General features: G+C 66.0%; 14 protein-coding genes. 6 read left to right on the top strand and 8 right to left on the bottom strand.

Annotation, left to right across the window (positions count from 1 at the left end; translation table 11 throughout):
* Positions 1–108 precede the first annotated feature (108 nt).
* The 3 genes from edd (at position 109) to ACFSQR_RS07480 (ending at position 4,718) form a co-directional block, all read left to right on the top strand.
* Positions 109–2,025 (top strand): phosphogluconate dehydratase, encoded by a 1,917-nt coding sequence (gene edd / locus ACFSQR_RS07490; RefSeq protein ID WP_377729058.1) that lies wholly within the window; start codon positions 109–111, stop codon positions 2,023–2,025.
* A gap of 11 nt (positions 2,026–2,036) precedes the next feature.
* Positions 2,037–2,660, top strand: a complete 624-nt coding sequence (eda, locus tag ACFSQR_RS07485; RefSeq protein WP_377729057.1) for a bifunctional 4-hydroxy-2-oxoglutarate aldolase/2-dehydro-3-deoxy-phosphogluconate aldolase — start codon at positions 2,037–2,039, stop codon at positions 2,658–2,660.
* A gap of 207 nt (positions 2,661–2,867) precedes the next feature.
* Positions 2,868–4,718: a glycosyl hydrolase family 18 protein gene (locus tag ACFSQR_RS07480; RefSeq protein WP_377729055.1), complete on the top strand. Its 1,851-nt coding sequence runs from the start codon at positions 2,868–2,870 to the stop codon at positions 4,716–4,718.
* A 39-nt stretch (positions 4,719–4,757) separates the two neighbouring features.
* Here ACFSQR_RS07480 and ACFSQR_RS07475 read toward each other — a convergent pair whose 3' ends face one another.
* Genes ACFSQR_RS07475 through ACFSQR_RS07465 form a run of 3 tightly spaced genes read right to left on the bottom strand, consistent with a single transcriptional unit; the run spans position 4,758 to position 6,710 of the window.
* Positions 4,758–5,708, bottom strand: coding sequence for a diguanylate cyclase (locus ACFSQR_RS07475; protein WP_377729054.1), 951 nt, complete (start codon positions 5,706–5,708; stop codon positions 4,758–4,760).
* Positions 5,708–6,328 carry a chemotaxis protein CheC gene (locus tag ACFSQR_RS07470; RefSeq protein ID WP_377729052.1) on the bottom strand — a complete coding sequence of 207 codons (621 nt, stop codon included), beginning with the start codon at positions 6,326–6,328 and terminating at the stop codon, positions 5,708–5,710. The genes ACFSQR_RS07475 and ACFSQR_RS07470 overlap by 1 nt, the downstream gene beginning before the upstream one ends.
* Before the next feature lies 1 nt (position 6,329).
* Complete coding sequence (locus ACFSQR_RS07465) at positions 6,330–6,710, bottom strand: response regulator (RefSeq protein WP_377729050.1); 381 nt, start codon at positions 6,708–6,710, stop codon at positions 6,330–6,332.
* Between the two features lie 100 nt (positions 6,711–6,810).
* Here ACFSQR_RS07465 and rpiA point away from each other — a divergent pair, with 100 nt between their 5' ends.
* Both rpiA and ACFSQR_RS07455 read left to right on the top strand, forming a co-directional pair.
* Positions 6,811–7,488 (top strand): ribose-5-phosphate isomerase RpiA, encoded by a 678-nt coding sequence (gene rpiA, locus ACFSQR_RS07460; protein ID WP_377729049.1) that lies wholly within the window; start codon positions 6,811–6,813, stop codon positions 7,486–7,488.
* A 14-nt stretch (positions 7,489–7,502) separates the two neighbouring features.
* A complete protein-coding gene (locus tag ACFSQR_RS07455; RefSeq protein WP_377729048.1) occupies positions 7,503–7,868 on the top strand; it encodes a hypothetical protein in 366 nt (121 codons plus the stop codon).
* A gap of 42 nt (positions 7,869–7,910) precedes the next feature.
* Here the strand turns inward: ACFSQR_RS07455 and ACFSQR_RS07450 are convergent, their stop codons facing one another.
* Together ACFSQR_RS07450 and argA are read right to left on the bottom strand one after the other, a co-directional pair.
* Positions 7,911–8,183: an oxidative damage protection protein gene (locus ACFSQR_RS07450; RefSeq protein ID WP_377729047.1), complete on the bottom strand. Its 273-nt coding sequence runs from the start codon at positions 8,181–8,183 to the stop codon at positions 7,911–7,913.
* Between the two features lie 35 nt (positions 8,184–8,218).
* A complete protein-coding gene (gene argA, locus ACFSQR_RS07445) occupies positions 8,219–9,529 on the bottom strand; it encodes an amino-acid N-acetyltransferase (protein WP_377729045.1) in 1,311 nt (436 codons plus the stop codon).
* A gap of 530 nt (positions 9,530–10,059) precedes the next feature.
* Here argA and hrpA point away from each other — a divergent pair.
* Entirely contained in the window at positions 10,060–14,175 is a 4,116-nt protein-coding gene (gene hrpA / locus ACFSQR_RS07440; RefSeq protein WP_377729947.1) for an ATP-dependent RNA helicase HrpA, read from the top strand.
* A gap of 247 nt (positions 14,176–14,422) precedes the next feature.
* Here hrpA and ACFSQR_RS07435 read toward each other — a convergent pair whose 3' ends face one another.
* The 3 genes from ACFSQR_RS07435 to ACFSQR_RS07425 form a co-directional block, all read right to left on the bottom strand.
* The gene (locus ACFSQR_RS07435) at positions 14,423–15,115 is read right to left on the bottom strand and encodes a PRC-barrel domain-containing protein (protein ID WP_377729044.1); all 693 of its coding nucleotides are present in this window, start codon (positions 15,113–15,115) and stop codon (positions 14,423–14,425) included.
* Positions 15,116–15,442: 327 nt separating this feature from the next.
* On the bottom strand, positions 15,443–16,681 hold the full coding sequence (locus ACFSQR_RS07430; RefSeq protein ID WP_377729043.1) for a putative Na+/H+ antiporter: 1,239 nt from the start codon (positions 16,679–16,681) through the stop codon (positions 15,443–15,445).
* A gap of 180 nt (positions 16,682–16,861) precedes the next feature.
* Positions 16,862–17,077 (bottom strand): hypothetical protein (locus ACFSQR_RS07425; protein ID WP_377729040.1); only part of this gene is annotated, 216 nt, incomplete at its 5' end.

Genomic DNA, 17,077 nt, shown 5'->3' with positions numbered 1-17,077 from the left:
GAGCGCGCGGGCCGCGCTCGTCCTTGTTGGCTTGCCAAAGCTGCGTTTTGCCGCCCCGAGCGAATTTTGTAGTAAAATTTCATAAAATAATTTCCGGAAGGAGCCGAAATGGCGATGCATCCCGTAGTCGAGCGCGTGACCGAGCGCATCATCCGGCGCAGCCGTCCCTCGCGCGCCGCATACCTGGCGCACATGGACGCGGCGCGCATCGCCGGCGTGCAGCGCGGCGCACTGTCCTGCACCAACCTCGCGCACGGCTTCGCCGCGTTCCCACCGAGCGAAAAGCTGATCCTGCGCGAGCAGAAGCGTCCTTCGGTCGCGATCGTGTCGGCCTACAACGACATGCTGTCGGCGCACCAGCCATTCGAATACTTCCCGCGCGTGATCCGCGAGGCCGTGCGCCAGGTCGGCGGCGTGGCGCAGTTCGCAGGCGGCGTGCCTGCCATGTGCGACGGCGTGACGCAGGGCCAGCCCGGCATGGAACTGTCGCTGTTCTCGCGCGATACGATCGCAATGGCGACCGCGGTGGCGCTGTCCCACAATATGTTCGATGCGGGCCTGTACCTGGGCGTGTGCGACAAGATCGTGCCGGGCCTGGTGATCGGCGCGCTGCACTTCGGCCACCTGCCGGCCGTGTTCGTCCCCGCGGGGCCGATGACCACCGGGATACCTAATAAAGAGAAGGCGCGCATCCGCCAGTTGTACGCGCAGGGCAAGGCCACGCGCGAAGAACTGCTCGAGTGCGAGTCGCAGTCCTACCACGCGGCCGGCACCTGCACCTTCTACGGCACCGCCAACAGCAACCAGATGCTGATGGAGGTGATGGGCCTGCACATGCCGTCGGCCGCCTTCATCACGCCGGGCACGGAGATGCGCGATGCGCTCACCGCGGCGGCGGCGCAGCGCGCGGTGGAGATCTCAGCGCAAGGCGGCACGTACACGCCGATGGGGCGCATCGTCGACGAAAAATGCATCGTCAACGCGGTCATCGCGCTGCTGGCGACCGGCGGCTCGACCAACCACACGTTGCACCTGCCGGCAATGGCGCGCGCGGCCGGCATCGTGATCGACTGGGACGACTTCAACGAGCTGTCTTCCGTGGTACCGCTGCTGACGCGCATCTACCCGAACGGCGACGCCGACGTGAACCACTTCCAGGCGGCGGGCGGCCCCGGCTTCGTGATCCGCGAGCTGCTGGACGCGGGCCTGCTGCACGACGACGTGCACACCATCATGGGCCACGGCCTGCGCGCCCATGCCGCCGAGCCGTTCATCCAGGACGGCAAGGTGGTGTTCCGCCCGGCGGCCGCGGTGTCGGGCGACGAGTCGGTGCTGCGCCCGGCATCCAATCCGTTCGCCAAGGACGGCGGCATGATCCTCGTGTCCGGCAACCTCGGGCGCGCGATCATGAAGGTTTCGGCGGTCAAGCCGGAGCACCGCACGGTGGAAGCGCCGGCGCTGACCTTCGACTCGCAGGAGGACTTCATGCACGCCTACAAGGCGGGGCATCTGGACCGCGACTTCGTGGCCGTGATCCGCTTCCAAGGACCGCGCGCGAACGGCATGCCGGAACTGCATGCGCTCACCCCGGCGCTGGCCAACCTGCAGGATGCCGGCCGGCGCGTGGCGCTGGTGACGGACGGACGCATGTCCGGCGCGTCCGGCAAGGTGCCGGCTGCGATCCACGTGTCGCCCGAGATCCTGGCCGGCGGGCCGCTTGGCCTGGTGCGCGACGGCGACATCATCCGTCTCGATGCCAATGCGGGCACGCTGGAGGCGCTGGTGCCGGCCGACGTGTGGAGCGCGCGCGCGATGGCCACTGCCGACATCTCCAAGTCCCACGTGGGCATGGGGCGCGAGCTGTTTGGCGTGTTCCGCGCCAGCGTGGGCGAAGCGGAGCAGGGCGCAGCCAACTTCCCGCTGCCGTCGCCGATTCCGACCACCGTGCAGCTGCACGACGGTGTGGACTCGGGCGAGACGATGCCGGGTTCCGACGAAGACTTCCTTATCAGGGCTAACAAATGAATTCGAATTCCATGTCTCTGCTCGACATCATGCACGCCGCGACCGTGATCCCGGTGATCGCGATCGACGACCCCAAGGACGCCGTGCCGCTGGCCGAAGCGCTGGTGGCGGGCGGCATCCGCGTGCTGGAGGTGACGCTGCGCACCGCCCACGGCCTGGAGGCGATCCGCGCGATGGCATCGGTGCCGGGCGCGATCATCGGCGTCGGCACGCTGACGCAGGGCGACGAGTTCGCAGCCGCGCGCGATGCTGGCGCGGTGTTCGGCGTCTCGCCGGGTCTGACGCCGTCGCTGATCAACGCGGCGCGCAACAGCGGATTGCCGCTGCTGCCTGGCGTGATGACGCCATCGGAAGTGATGGTCGCGCGCGAGCACGGTTTCCGCCAGCTCAAGCTGTTCCCGGCGGTGCCGGCGGGCGGCGTGGGCATGCTCAACGCGATCGCGGGGCCGCTGCCGGACGTGACCTTCTGCCCGACGGGCGGCATCTCGATCGAGACGGCGCCGCAGTTCCTGGCATGTAAGAACGTCGCATGCGTGGGCGGTTCGTGGCTCACGCCGAAGGAAGCGATCCGCACCGGCAACTGGGAGCACATCACGCACCTGGCGCGCGCCGCGGCAGCACTGCACGCGGAGTAAGGAAAAGGTCCTCTCACCGCAGGCGCAGGGCGGCAGAGCCGCCCCCGGTTGTTGGCAGAATCGGCCACGTTATGGCCGATTCCGCCAAATTTGACAGCCGAGGCACACTCCCCTCACAACTTCCATACGTTGAGCGGACAATTTCGCTACGATTAATTACATGTTTTTTGTTACCTTGATCAGTCCGTCCAACTGATCGAGACAACCATGCAAAAAACAATAAAGCGCCTTGCGGCGCTCTCGCTGCTGACGATCGCAGCGGCCTTCCCGCTGGCTTCCAGCGCACAGACTTCCCTCCCTCCGCACTCCGTCACCGGCAAGTGGGTCACCGGCTACTACGGCGGCTACTTCTGGGATAACCGCGACTACCAGGCGCCCCAGTACGTGGACATGACCGCGATGACGCACTTCGTGTTCGCGCGCATCGGCCCGGGCGGCGGCCAGAACGGCGGCGCGCCGGGCGATGTCATGTTCGGCAGCCAGACCGCGCACACCCACACCAACGTCGGCCCGGGCGCGCCGACCCGCACCGTCGAGCAGTACATGATCGACCGCGCGCATGCGGTGGGCACCAAGACGATCATCATGCTGGGCGGCGAAGGCGACAACGGCGGCTTCCGCGCGTCGACCACCGATGCGGTGCGTCCGCTGTTCGTGAAGAACCTGCTCGACTACATGGAAGCGCGCAACTACGACGGCATCGACGTCGACTGGGAGGGCATCCCTGACAGCGCGACCCAGGACCAGTACCAGCTCGAGAAGCTGATCGCGGACCTGCGCACCGAGTCGGCCAAGCGCGCGCGCTGGCAGGACACGCCGATCATCATCACGTATCCGGCCGGCGTGCTGAACATGAACACCGACACCGTCAAGCCGTACCTGGTGCGCGTTGGCGCGATGGTCGACCAGTTCAACCTCATGAGCTATGGCATGGGCTGGTTCGCCTCCGGCTGGCACAGCACCACCTTCGCGCCGCTGACCGGCGCCACGCCGAACCGCCCGGTGGACATCAAGAGCACCATCCAGAAGTACGTGGATGCGGGCATCCCGCGCGAGAAGATCGGCATGGGCCTGGGCTTCTACGGCATGAACTACAAGCCGCCATTCACGCAGCCCGGCCAGGTGACCGACGGCTATGACCGCGAAACCATGTGGTCGGTGAACGACGTGACCTGGAACTTCACCATGCTGCACAAGTATGGCTACCTGGACAACGGCACCTACGTGTGGGATCCGGCGACGCAGACCAGCTACCGCACCTATGCGGGCGGCTACACGCCTGCCGAGCGCAACCAGCCTTCCGGCTACCTGAGCTACGAGGACCCGGCCAGCATCGCGGCCAAGGGCGCGTGGGCGCAATCGGCCAACCCGGGCGAAGGCGCAGCGGGCACCATCATCTGGCTGGTCAACTACGGTACCACCAACGGCGTGAACAATCCGCTGATGCACGCTGTGAAGAAGGCTTTCCTCGATCCGGATGCGACCGAGCCTCCGCCACCGCCGCCGGCGGAAATGAAGATGGAACTGGTGATCGAGAACGACTGGAACTCGGGCTATTGCGGCAAGCTGCTGGTGTCGAACGTGGGCGGCATGCCGGCGTTTAACTGGTCGGTGACGAAGCCGTTCCCCGACACCGTGACGTCGCTGTGGAATGCGACCTACACCGCAACGCCTGAATCGCTGACCGTATCGGGCGCATCGTGGAACAAGGATGCGTTCCCGGGCGGCGCGCCGATCGAGGTGGGCATCTGCGCGAACCGCGCACCGAAGGCGCCTGAGACCCCGACCGATCCGGAACCGGGCGCGCTCCAGGCCAGCTACGTGATCAGCAACGACTGGGGAAGCGGCTATTGCGGCAGCGTCACCGTGTCCAACAGCGGCAGCACGCTGGCGTCCAGCTGGACGGTGGAGATGGCGGTGGAAGGCACCGTGGCCTCGCTCTGGAACGGCAAGTACACCCAGGCCGGCTCCACGCTGAAGCTGTCGGGTCCGGACTGGAACCGCAACCTGGCTGCGGGCGCCCAGTACAAGGACATGGGCTTCTGCGCGAACCGCTAAGGGTGAGTGGGGGGCTGTCCCCGCAGGGACCGTCCCCTTCTATTCAGGCGTCAGGGCGATGACGCGGTCGCGGCCTGCGTGCTTGGCCTCGTACAGCGCGCGGTCGGCGGCGCGGATCAGCGCGGACGCTTCCAGTTGCGCGTCGCCACGCCGGGTCGCCAGTCCGATGCTGATCGTGACATAGGGCTTGTCGCCCGTGTGCGCATGCGGAATGTCCAGCAGCGCCACGCGCGTGCGGAGCGCTTCGGCCAGCTTGAGCGCCTGCACCTGCCCCGTCTCCGGCAGCACCACCGCAAATTCTTCCCCGCCGTAGCGCGCGACCAGGTCGTCCTTGCGCTGCAGGCATTCGCCGAGCGCACCCGCCACCCGGATCAGCGTGTCGTCGCCGAGCTGGTGTCCGTAATGGTCGTTGTACGACTTGAAGAAGTCGATGTCGATCATGAGCAGCGACAGCGGCATCGACGAGCGGCGCGCGCGCCGCACTTCCTTTTCGATCGCCTGGTCGAAGAAGCGGCGGTTGGCCACTCCCGTCAGCCCGTCCGAGAACGTTTGCGATCGCAGCTCCAGCGCCTGCTCGCGCAGCAGCTGTTCGCGCGTGGCGGCGGCCGTGACATCGCTGACCTGGATCAGGCAATGCCGCGTTCCGCCGTGCACCTCGACCGGCGTCACCGCGACCGCCTGCTGCATGCGCGGTCCGCCCGGATGCGTGAACAATGGCAGCGGCGCCTTGTGCAGGGTCTGCGAGAGCACCGACGGAAAGCCGCGCAAGGCCTGGCGCACCGCTTCTTCCAGCCTGCGGTTGTCCAGGCTGTCGAACACGGTGAAGAAGGGCTTGCCCAGCACCGCCTGCGCGGGAAGGTTCGCATGTTCTGCCATCCAGCGGTTCCATAACAGCACCCGCTGTTCGCAATCGAGCGCGACGACGCCCAGGCTGGCGGCGTCAAGCAGGCTCTCGAGCAGCAGCGTGCGCTGATCCGGCGCGGCGCCCATCAGGCTACCCCCATGCGCTGCAGGTAGCCGTCGATGTGCGTCCTGAGCTTGCCCAGCGCGCCCATGTCGAGCACGAAGGCGACGTAGCCGTCGATCTGGTGGCGTTCCAGCGCAAAGTCGATGTGCAGCAACAGCACATGCGTTTCCGCCGTATTGCCGCAGGCGGCGGCCAGCACCTCGTCGCTGCGGCCCGCGTGGTAGCGCGGCATCGAGCCGCGCAGCTCGTGCTCGAAAATGTCGGCCAGCGCGCCGATGCAGGCGTTCAGCAGGATGTTGCCGATCTCGGTCAGCGCCTCCTGCTCCATCGCCGACAGTTCGGCCAGCGGCGTCGATTCGCCCAGCATCAGGCGCACCAGCTCCAGGCTCTTATGCTCGGGGAACATCAGCACTGCCGACGTCTCGAAGGCGCCGCGGAATTGCTGGCTGATGCCGCAGGCACGCACCTCGTCGCCCACGCCCAGCAGGGCAGGGACCCCGGCGAATTCGAGGAAGCTGAGCGAGGGCACTGCCATCGTCACCTTCTCGTTGACGATGTCGGAGAGCGCGGCGGCAGCGTGCCCGATGCCGATATTGAAAATCTCCAGCAGCGCGTCCTGCTGGAGTTCGCTGAGGGCGTGCATGTCAGTTCAGGACGCTCAACACCCTGCTGATGCGTTCCTCGGTGATCGGCTTTTCCATGAATCCGATCCCGAGGTCGTTGGCGCTGCAGCGCGTGGCGTTCTGCACGTTCGCGGTCAGCAGCGAGATGGGCGTGCCGGGACAGGCATTGCGCAGGCGCTCGGCCGCCGCGATGCCGCCCATGCCGGGCATGTTCACGTCGATGATGATGAGCGAGGGCTGGCCGCCGGTGCGGACCTTTTCCAGCGCCTCCTCGCCGGTCGAGGCTTCCTCGACAGTCCAGTCAGGATGCGCGCCGAGGATGAACTTGCGCGCCACCAGGCGCGAAACGCGGCTGTCGTCGACGACCAGCACCGTGCGGGAGGTATTCATGGCCTTGTTCATGCGTGTCCCCTTTACCGTTATCTTCCTGTCATCGTTGTGGCTTCATTTTTAAGGTGGAGCGGGTGATAGAATGGCGGGATTATTTCTGTTTGCATATACGATGAATCAAGACGAATTGAAAAAAGCGGTCGCCCAGGCGGCGATTGCATACGTGGTCGACGGCGAAGTGATTGGCGTGGGCACCGGCTCCACCGCCAACTTCTTTATTGACGAACTGGCAAAGATCAAGGACCGCATCAAGGGCGCGGTAGCGTCGTCCGAAGCGACGGCGGCGCGCCTGCGCGGCCACGGCATCGAAGTGTTCGACATGAACGACGTGCCATCGATCTCCGTCTACGTGGACGGTGCCGACGAGATCAACGCCGCCGGCGCCATGATCAAGGGCGGCGGCGCTGCCCTGACGCGCGAGAAGATCGTTGCATCGGTGTCGGCGAAGTTCGTCTGCATCGCCGACGGTTCCAAGCTGGTCGACGTGCTGGGCGCGTTCCCGCTGCCGGTGGAAGTGCTGCCGATGGCGCGCAATGCCGTCATGCGCAAGCTGGCATCGCTGGGCGGGCAGCCGAAGCTGCGCGTCAAGCCGGGCACCACCGACGCGTTCATCACCGACAACGGCGGCGAGATCATCGATGTGGCCGGCCTGTCGATCACCGACCCGGTGGCGCTGGAAAGCGAGATCAACCAGGTGCCGGGCGTGGTGGCCGTGGGCCTGTTCGCACAGCGCGGCGCCAACGTGTGCCTGCTCGGTACTGCCGAAGGCGTGAAGACGCTGACTTTCTGATCAACGGAGAATCCATGAAGCGAATGGCTGTCCTGCTGGCGGGTGCGCTGGCCCTGTCCGCATGTTCGAACTTCCCGTCGTACATCGCATCGAGGGACGACGCGCCGCTGGCGCCGGTCAGGCGCAGTGCGCCTGCGCTGGGCGCGGACGGGCAGCCGCTGCTCATGGTCGACGGCGTCGCGATCGAACGCGTGCCGTTCCGCTCGGGCGTCTCGTCAGCGACCGTCGAAAAGATGGCGCTGCAGCGTCAGTGCAAGGGCGGGCTGGGTGCGGGGCTGGTGTCCGAAAAGGGACCGGTGGAGGTGTACCGCATGGCGTGCGATAACGGGCAGGTGTTCATGGCGCGCTGTGAAATGCGCCAGTGCGCGCCGCTGAAGTAGAACGGTCATCCCCGCCTTGGGGCGGGGACGACGGGACCGCTATTATTCCGATGGCGGGACGTAGCCGGCGGCGGCATCCGCGCCTTCGCCGAAGAAGTGCTTCTCCATCTGCGTGGCCAGGTACTTGCGCGCACGCAGGTCGGCCAGGTTCAGGCGGTTTTCGTTGACCAGCATGGTCTGGTGCTTGATCCACGCAGCCCACGCTTCCTTCGATACCGATTCGTAGATCCGCTTGCCCAGTTCGCCCGGGTACGGCGGGAAGTCGAGTCCTTCGGCTTCTTTATTCAGTTTGATGCAGTGGACGGTGCGTGCCATGTGGTGCTCCTGATTCGTATGTGCGAAAAGTGAAATTATAAGGTCTTGACCAGCACCTGCGACTTGCGCTGCCAGTTGTACATCTTCTGGCGGTCCTTCGGGAGCGCGTCCACGGTGGCGGGCACGAAGCCGCGTTTCTGGAACCAGTGCGAGGTGCGCGTGGTCAGGACGAACAGCTTGGTCAGGCCGGCGGCGCGGGCGCGGTTTTCCATGTGGCGCAGGATGCGCTCGCCGTCGCCCTGGGCCTGCACTTCGGGGTTCACGGTCAGGCACGCCATCTCCGCCATCTTCTCCTGCGGGAACGGGTACAGTGCCGCGCAGCCGAAGATCACGCCGTCGTGGTCGATCACGGAGAAGTTGTCGATCTCGCGCTCGATCAGTTCGCGGCCGCGCTTGACCAGCGTGCCGTCCGCTTCCAACGGTTCGATCAGCTTGATGATGCCGCCCACGTCTTCGACGGTGGCCTTGCGCAGGCTCTCCAGGTTCTCGTGCGAGATCATGGTGCCGACGCCATCGTGGGTGAACAGTTCCAGCAGGGCCGAACCGTCCATCGCGAACGGCACGATGTGCGCGCGGTCGACGCCGGAGTTGCAGGCCTTGACCGCGTTCTGCAGGTAGTAGGTCTGCTCGGGCGGCAGGAAGCCGGCCTGCATGACCGCTTCGGCCTGGTGCGAGGACAGCTCGCGGATATCGACGCCGGCCGCGTCCTGCATCATCGGGGTCTCGGTGATGAAGATCAGCTTGTCCGCGTGCAGTTCGACCGCCGCGGACACCGCCACGTCTTCCATGGTCAGGTTGAAGATCTCGCCGGTCGGCGAGAAGCCGAGCGGGGAGAGCAGCACCAGGCTGTCGGTGGCGAGAATGCCGTGGATGGTTTCGGCGGCGATCTTGCGGACCATGCCGGTGAGTTCGTGGTCCACGCCGTCGATCACGCCAAGCGGGCGCGCGGTGACGAAGTTACCGGAGATAATCCGGATCGCTGCGTGCGCCATCGGCGTGTTAGGCAAACCCTGGCTGAAGGCGGCTTCGATATCGAGGCGCAGTTCGCCGGCGGCTTCCTTGGCGCATTCCATCGCGGCGGTGTCGGTGATGCGCAGGCCGTTGTGGAAGCGGCCCTCCACGTTTCGCAGCGCGAGCTGCTCGGCGACCTGCGGACGCGAGCCGTGCACGATCACGACATTGATGTCGAGCGCGTTGAGCAGGGACAGGTCGTGGGCCAGCACGGGCAGGGCGCCGGCGCTGACCAGCTCACCGGGAAAAGCGACGACGAAGGTCTTGCCGCGGAAGGCGTGGATGTAGGGTGCGACAGAGCGCAGCCACTGGACGAATTCGAAAGGGTTTTCCATTTGCGGCATTATAATTCGCTGCGCGGTGTGCGCGCCTAAAACCATGTAAAAACTCAATGTCCGACCAGAGCAACAAGCCCCGCCATCCGCAAGTACCCAGCCAGAAACAGACTCCGGAGCGCCCCAGTGCGGGCACGCTGGCGGACCAGCTGCGCCAGGTGCGGTCGTCGGTGGAGCTGAAGTCGGACCCGCAGCCGGCGCAAAAGGCCAAGAAGCCGCCTCCGGTGACCGTGCCCGGCGCGCGCCCAGCTGCGCCCGCAAGAGCAGCACCTCCCGTCGCAGCTGCGAAAGCAGCGCCTGCTGTCGTCCCCCCGAAGGCAGCACCTCCTGCCGCGGCGGCCAGGGCGGCAACTCCTGTCGCAGCCGCGAAAACAGCGCCTACTGTCGTCCCCGCGAAGGCAGTACCTCCCGTCGCGGCCGCGAAGACAGCTCCTGAGCGTCCAGCACCGAGGCGCGCGCCTGCACCCGCGGAAGCGCGCAAGGATCGTCCAGCACCGTCGCAGCCGTCTGGCGATCGACGCGCGCAGCCGATTAGCTGCGAGTCGGGCAAGCGCGAACAGGGGAAGGGGACTGTCCCAACGGGACCGTCCCCGGACTTTGGTGCAGCGGATCGGCCGGCGAGAGACCGGGGGCAGTCCCGTAGGGACAGTCCCCAGGCGGAGCACGCGGATCGGCCGGCGAAAGACCGGGGACAGCCCCGCAGGGACAGTCCCCAGGACGCGGTGCGCACGCCGCTGCCGCCGATCGTGTACCCAGAGGATCTGCCCGTATCGGGCCGCCGCGCGGAGATCGCGAAGGCGATCCGCGAAAACCAGGTGGTCATCGTGTCCGGCGAGACCGGCTCGGGCAAGACCACGCAGCTGCCGAAGATCTGCCTGGAACTGGGCCGAGGCGAAAAGGGCCTGATCGGCCACACGCAGCCGCGCCGCATCGCCGCGTCGTCGACCGCGAAGCGCATCGCGCACGAACTGGGCACGCCGCTGGGCGAGCATGTCGGCTACAAGGTCCGCTTCAACGACACGCTGTCGAAAGGCGCGTGGGTCAAGCTGATGACCGACGGTATCCTGCTGGCCGAAACGCAGACCGATCCGCTGCTCAAGGGCTACGACACGATCATCATCGACGAAGCCCACGAGCGCAGCCTGAACATCGACTTCCTGCTCGGCTACCTGAAGCAGATCCTGCCGCGCCGCCCGGACCTGAAGGTGATCATCACCTCCGCGACGATCGACGCGGACCGCTTCGCGCGCCACTTCGGCACGCCCGACAAGCCGGTGCCTGTGATCGAGGTGTCCGGCCGCCTGTATGCGGTGGAAGTGCGCTATCGCCCGGTCGAACGCGACCCCGTCGCCATCCCCACGGCCGATCCGGGCAAGCCGGTGCCGAAGGCGGTGGCCGCACGCGAGAAGCGCGACCTGATGGACGCAGTGGTCGATGCCGTGGACGAATTGTGCCGCATCGGCTCGGGCGACGTGCTCGTGTTCCTGCCGGGCGAGCGCGAGATCCGCGATGCCGCCGAAGCGCTGCGCAAGCACCATCCGCCTCACGTGGAGATCCTGCCGCTGTTTGCCCGCCTGTCTGTCGAGGAGCAGGACCGCGTCTTCAAGATCACCAATGCGCGCCGCATCGTGCTGGCCACGAACGTGGCCGAGACTTCGCTGACCGTGCCCGGCATCCGCTACGTGGTCGATGCCGGCCTGGCGCGCGTGAAGCGCTACAGCTACCGCAACAAGGTCGAGCAATTGCAAGTCGAGCCGATCGCGCAATCGGCTGCGAACCAGCGCGCCGGCCGTTGCGGCCGCGTCGCCGACGGCGTCTGCATCCGCCTGTACGAAGAAGACGATTTCCTGCAGCGGCCGAAGTTTACCGATCCCGAAATCCTGCGCTCGTCGCTGGCCGCAGTCATCCTGCGCATGAAGTCCCTGCACCTGACGGATGTGGAAAGCTTCCCGTTCATCGAGCCGCCGATGGCGCGCGCGGTGGCGGACGGCTACCAGCTGCTGCAGGAACTGGGCGCGGTGGACGAGACCAACGCGCTGACCGCGCTGGGCAAGAAGCTCGCGCGCCTGCCGCTCGACCCGCGCGTCGGCCGCATGATCCTGGCCGCCGTCGATAACGCCTGCCTGACCGAAATGCTGATCGTCGCGTCCGCGCTGTCCGTGCAGGACCCGCGCGACCGGCCGATGGAATACCAGCAGGCTGCCGACGAAGCGCACAAGAAGTTCGCCGACGACAAATCGGAGTTCCTCAGCTTTATCAAGATCTGGCGTTGGTTCGAGCAGGCCATCGAGCACAAGAAATCGAACCGCCAGCTGATGGAAACCTGCCGCTCCAACTTCCTGTCGCAGCTGCGCCTGCGCGAGTGGCGGGACGTGCATTCGCAACTGCTCACGATCGTGCGCGAGCAGGGCTGGCGCCTGAACGAAGCGCCCGCGACCTACGAGAACCTGCACATGGCGCTGCTGACCGGCCTGCTGGGGAACATCGGCTTTAAGGCCGACGACGAGCCGGGCGCCGGCTACCTGGGCGCGCGCGGCATCCGCTTCCACATCTGGCCAGGGTCGTTCCTGACCAAGAAGGCGGGCAAGTGGGTGATGGCGGCGGAGCTGGTCGAAACCACGCGCCTGTATGCGCGCTGCATCGCGAAGATCGAGCCGGAGTGGGTCGAGAAGGTGGGCGGCCACCTGCTCAAGAAGTCGTGGGGCGAGCCGCGCTGGGAGAAGCGCACGGCGCAGGTCACCGCAGCGGAAAAGGCCACGCTGTACGGCATCACCATCTACAGCCAGCGCCGCATCCACTACGGCCCGCTCAATCCGCGCGAAGCGCGCGAGATCTTCATCCGCGATGCGCTGGTGGGCGGCGACTACGAGACGCGCGCGCCGTTCTTCGCGCACAACCACAAGCTGGTCAAGGAGATCGAGACGCTCGAGCACAAGTCGCGCCGCCTCGACGTGCTGGTGGACGACCAGCTGATCGAAGCGTTCTACGACAGCCTGATCCCGGCCGACATCATCAACGGCGCGGGCTTCGAGAAGTGGCACAAGGATGCGACGCAGGAGAACCCGAAGCTGCTCTTCCTGAACAAGGAAGAGCTGATGCGGCACGAGGCCGCGGGCGTGACCACGGAGCTGTTCCCGAAATCGATGTCGGTGACCGGCATCGAAATGCAGCTGACCTACCACTTCGAGCCCGGCAGCGTGCGCGATGGCGTCACGCTGGCCGTGCCGCTGTTCGCGCTCAACCAGGTCTCGCGCGAGCGTAGCGAGTGGCTGGTGCCGGGCATGCTCAAGGAGAAGGTGCACCTGCTGATCAAATCGCTGCCGCAGAAGCTGCGCCGCCACTGCGTGCCGCTGCCGGAGTACGCCGCCAAATTCGTCGATCGCATCCACGACAAGCACGCCTTCGGGCGCGGCAACCTGATCGACGTGCTGATCGCGGACATCCGCGCGCAGACCGGCATACAGGTGCTGACGGCCGACTTCAAGATGGAGACGCTGCCGGCGCACCACTTCATGAACTTCAAGGTGATCGACGAGCACGGACGGCAGCTGGACATGGGCCGCAACCTGCCGGCGCTGCAGGCCGAATTCGGCAAGCAGGCGCGCGAGAGCTTCCAGAAGATGGCGGAAGGGACTGCGACCACCGGCGGCGTGCCGGTGCAGAGCGTGCCGGCCGCGGTGGCGATGGCGGTCGCGAAGCCGGCGCCGGCATCGCAGCAGCAGCCCGGGCAGGGACAGGCGCAGGGCAAGAAGGCTGCCGCCATCGCGGCGCCGGCTGCGCCTCCCGTGCAGGGACAGTACACCGGCCTGACGTCGTGGACCTTCGGCGAGCTGCCGGAACTGCTGGAGATCAGTCAGGGCAAGATCACGCTGATCGGCTTCCCGGCGCTGGTCGACAAGAAGACGCACTGCGACCTCGAAGTGTTCGACGATCCGTCGCTGGCGGCGCGCACCCACCGCCTGGGACTGCGGCGCCTGTTCGCGCTGCAGTTCAAGGAGCAGCTCAAGTTCGTCGAGAAGAACATCCCGGGCCTGCAGCAGATGGGCATGCAGTACATGACGCTGGGAACGCAGGAGGAGCTGCGCGACCAGATCATCGCCAAGGCGATCGACATCGCCTGCCTGCAGGATCCGCTGCCGACCGACGCTGCCTCGTTCAACAAGCGGAAGGAAGAGGGCAAGTCGCGCCTGACGCTGCTGGTGAACGAGATCGCGCGGCTCGCCGGTGCGGTGCTGACCGAGTACTACGTGCTGCCGAAGAAGCTGCAGAACACGCAGCCGCAGGCGGCCGCCGACATCCAGGCGCAGTTGCAGCAGCTGGTGCACAAGGGATTCATCGCCGAGACCGACTTTGCGCAGCTGGCGCACTTCCCGCGCTACCTCAAGGCGGTCAACGTCCGGCTGGAAAAACTGCGTGCCGATCCGGCGCGCGACGCGAAGCTGATGGCGGAATGGAACCAGGCCGCGTCGCACTTCCAGCGCGCGGTGCGCGACCGCAAGGGACACATCGCGGACGATCCCAAGCTGGTCGAATACCGCTGGCTGCTGGAAGAGCTGCGCGTGTCCCTGTTCGCGCAGGAGTTGCGCACTCCGATGCCGGTATCGCTCAAGCGGCTGCAGAAGGTGTGGGAGTCCATGCAGCGCTAGCCTGGCGCACATGCATGGGTGACGCGAATTGCGGCGCAGTGGGCGCCGCCATCCACGCAGACCTACACTTCAGCCTTCGCTAAAAGCTGAATCCGCTTTTCTGACGCTATCTGAGCGTAACTTCCGTTATCTCGGCAGATCCGCGTCCTACTGCACGCATCGGGGTCAGGTGTCCGGCTTTCTGGCCGATCCTGGCTCATCTGCGATGATTGTGCGCGAATTTCGCGCTTCTCCATATATCTCCGCGCTACTCGTCCTTTTCGCGGTAGGTGCTGTGCGTGATCGATCCGGAGCCGTCGTCCGCGCTGAAGTCGAGCGGCGTGGCGCGCAGCCGGTGCGATTCCAGCCCGCGCGCACCGCCCGCAGGGGCGCGCCGGACCGTCTCGGAAGCGGGCGCGGGCGTGCCTTCGCTGCCGCCCGCATGTCCTGCGCCCATGCTGCCCATCCCCGCGCCGCCCTGCATGCCGGCGCCGGCGCCTGCACTAACGCCGCTGCCGCTCATGCCGCTCCCCACGCCGGGGCCGCCTGGCTGCTCCATATACGGTTCGGTGCCATAGAAGTCGTGCACGGCATCCTGCCATTTCACGTCGCCCATGTCGGGCCAGTGGTGCTTGTCGAACCCTGGCGCATTGACCAGCTTATCCTTGGGCACATCCAGCACGAAGCGATGGTTGGCGGTATCGAGCGAGAGCGCCTGCCAGGGCACGGCGAACAGCTTCTCGCGGATGCCGAGGAAGCCGCCGAAGGCCAGCACAGCGTAGGCAACGCGTCCCGTGCGCATGTCCAGCATGATTTCCTTGATGTCGCCCAGGCTTTCGTCCTGCCCGTTGACGACGTCGTTCCCAAGCAGCGTGTGCGCACCCATCAGTGCGGGGCCGGGGCCGCTGGTGTCTGTGTTGCGGTACATGCCGTAACGATCGCGATCAGTAAAGTTCGCCATGATGACCTCCTCGTGAAACTAAAGACTCCATGGTGAAAATGTAGCAGGACGCGCGTATTGACAGCGCGAGTTAGGCGCGCGCGAAAAAGTGTTGTATGGATGGGCTAATGCGAGGTAACGCACGGAGCGGGCGTTGTCGTTTAGATATTCTTGCCTGACCCCCAACCCGGAGACTTAGACCATGTTACTGAACACCCGCTGCAACTATGCCGGATCGCTCGGCAAAACCATCCCGACCCGTTCGTTCCCGAGCCTGCTGGCGCGCCTCCTCCCGGCATCGCTGCTGCGGATCCTCAAGTGAAGCCCGCCCTGCTGCGGACCGGCCTCTTATAACAGCAGGAAGCCGGACGCCACCACGGTTGGCGCCAGCGCGCCAAGCAGCAGTCCTACCGCCCCGATCGACTCATCGTCAAAGCCGTTGCGCAGCAGCGCCGCGCCGGCTGGATTGGGCGCATTCGCAATCACCGTCAAGCCTCCGCCGGCCACCGCGCCGGCCATCAGCATGTACTTTGCCTGGTCGCTCAGGCCCACGATCAGCGAGCCGAGATAGGTCAGCGCCGCATTGTCCGTGATCGCGGTCAGGCCCAGCGCGCCGAAGAAGATCGAGGTCGGACCCAGCGACGACACCAGCGGCTGCAGCCACCACTGCTGCATCCCGCCCAGCACCACCAGCCCGGCCAGGAAGAACCCCACCAGCAGCGCCTCCTTCAGGATCAGCGGATTTTGATGATCCTGGTAGGCGTGGGTGAAGCCGAGGAACAGCATGAACAAGCCGAGGAACAGCACCGGATGGTGGGCCAGCACCACCACGCCGGCCAGCACCGCCAGGTGCACCAGCGACACGGCCAGCGGCACCGGCGCGCGCGGCGTGGCGTTGGGCGTCGCCACCTTCAGATACGGGCGCAGCAATATGATCAGGCCGGTCGCGTTGACGGCCACCGCGAGCGCCGCTTTCCAGCCGAAGGTCTGGAGCATGAAGGCCGAGTCCCAGCCCCAGGTCGACGCCACCATCAGCACCGGCGGCGCGGCATAGGACGTGAGCGTTCCGCCGATCGACACGTTGACGAACAGCGTGCCGAGGGCCGCGTACTTCGCCCACTCCGGCACGTCCTTGCGGAACACCTGCGGGGCCAGCATCAGCGCGGCGATCGTCATGGCTGCCGGCTCCGTGATCAGCGACCCGGTTAGCGGCACCAGGGCCAGGCCGAGCCAGGCCAGCGCCAGTTCGGTGCGCACCGGCGCCATCCGCGCCAGCGTCGCCGTCAGCTGCGACACCAGTTCCAGCACCGGGCGCGAGGCGGCCACCACCATCACCACGAACACGAACAGCGGCTCGGTGTACTTGCGCGACTCCGCATACGCGATTGCCGAGGCGCCGCCGCCGAGCAGCGCCATGGCGATGATCAGGACGATCGCCCAGAAGCCGAATACCACCTCCACCTCGCCGAGCAGGTGGAACAGGCCGGCATGGCGCGGAAAGCGCTCCGACTGGCCCTCGAACCACTTGGCCGAGAACGTATGCAACAGCGCAAGCGCGAACAGGACCGCCCCAACAGTTTCAATCATAAAAAATTCTTCCGACAAAAGATTGCCTATTATTCCATATCCCCTTTGCGATACCTCAAACGCGGGGTCAGGCCTGCCCGCAGAGGAGGTGCCTGACCCCGGCGCAGCCACAAGGTGCCAGACCCCGGGTGCGTGGCGCGCTACTCCGGCTGCGCACGATTGACACGGTGTCGCGTGCCGCTACTTTTCGCTCCATTTTTCTGCTGCGCGTCTGCGCTGCGTCAAGCGCGGGGTCAGGCCTGCCTGCAGGGAGGTGCCTCGTATATTGATACCGCCTGCCATTCGGCAGATACTTCTGCTGTTTTTCCGGTCGGGCAGAGTCACACCGATGGTGCTTAAGGCTGCGAGCCTGTGGGTCAGATAGGTGGCTTTGCCCGTTTTTTCATTCCAAGTCCG

Source organism: Pseudoduganella sp. GCM10020061, assembly GCF_042683405.1.
GTDB lineage: Bacteria > Pseudomonadota > Gammaproteobacteria > Burkholderiales > Burkholderiaceae_D > Telluria.
Note: the sequence above shows the minus strand (reverse complement) of the source record. Positions and strands in the feature narration are given on the sequence as shown.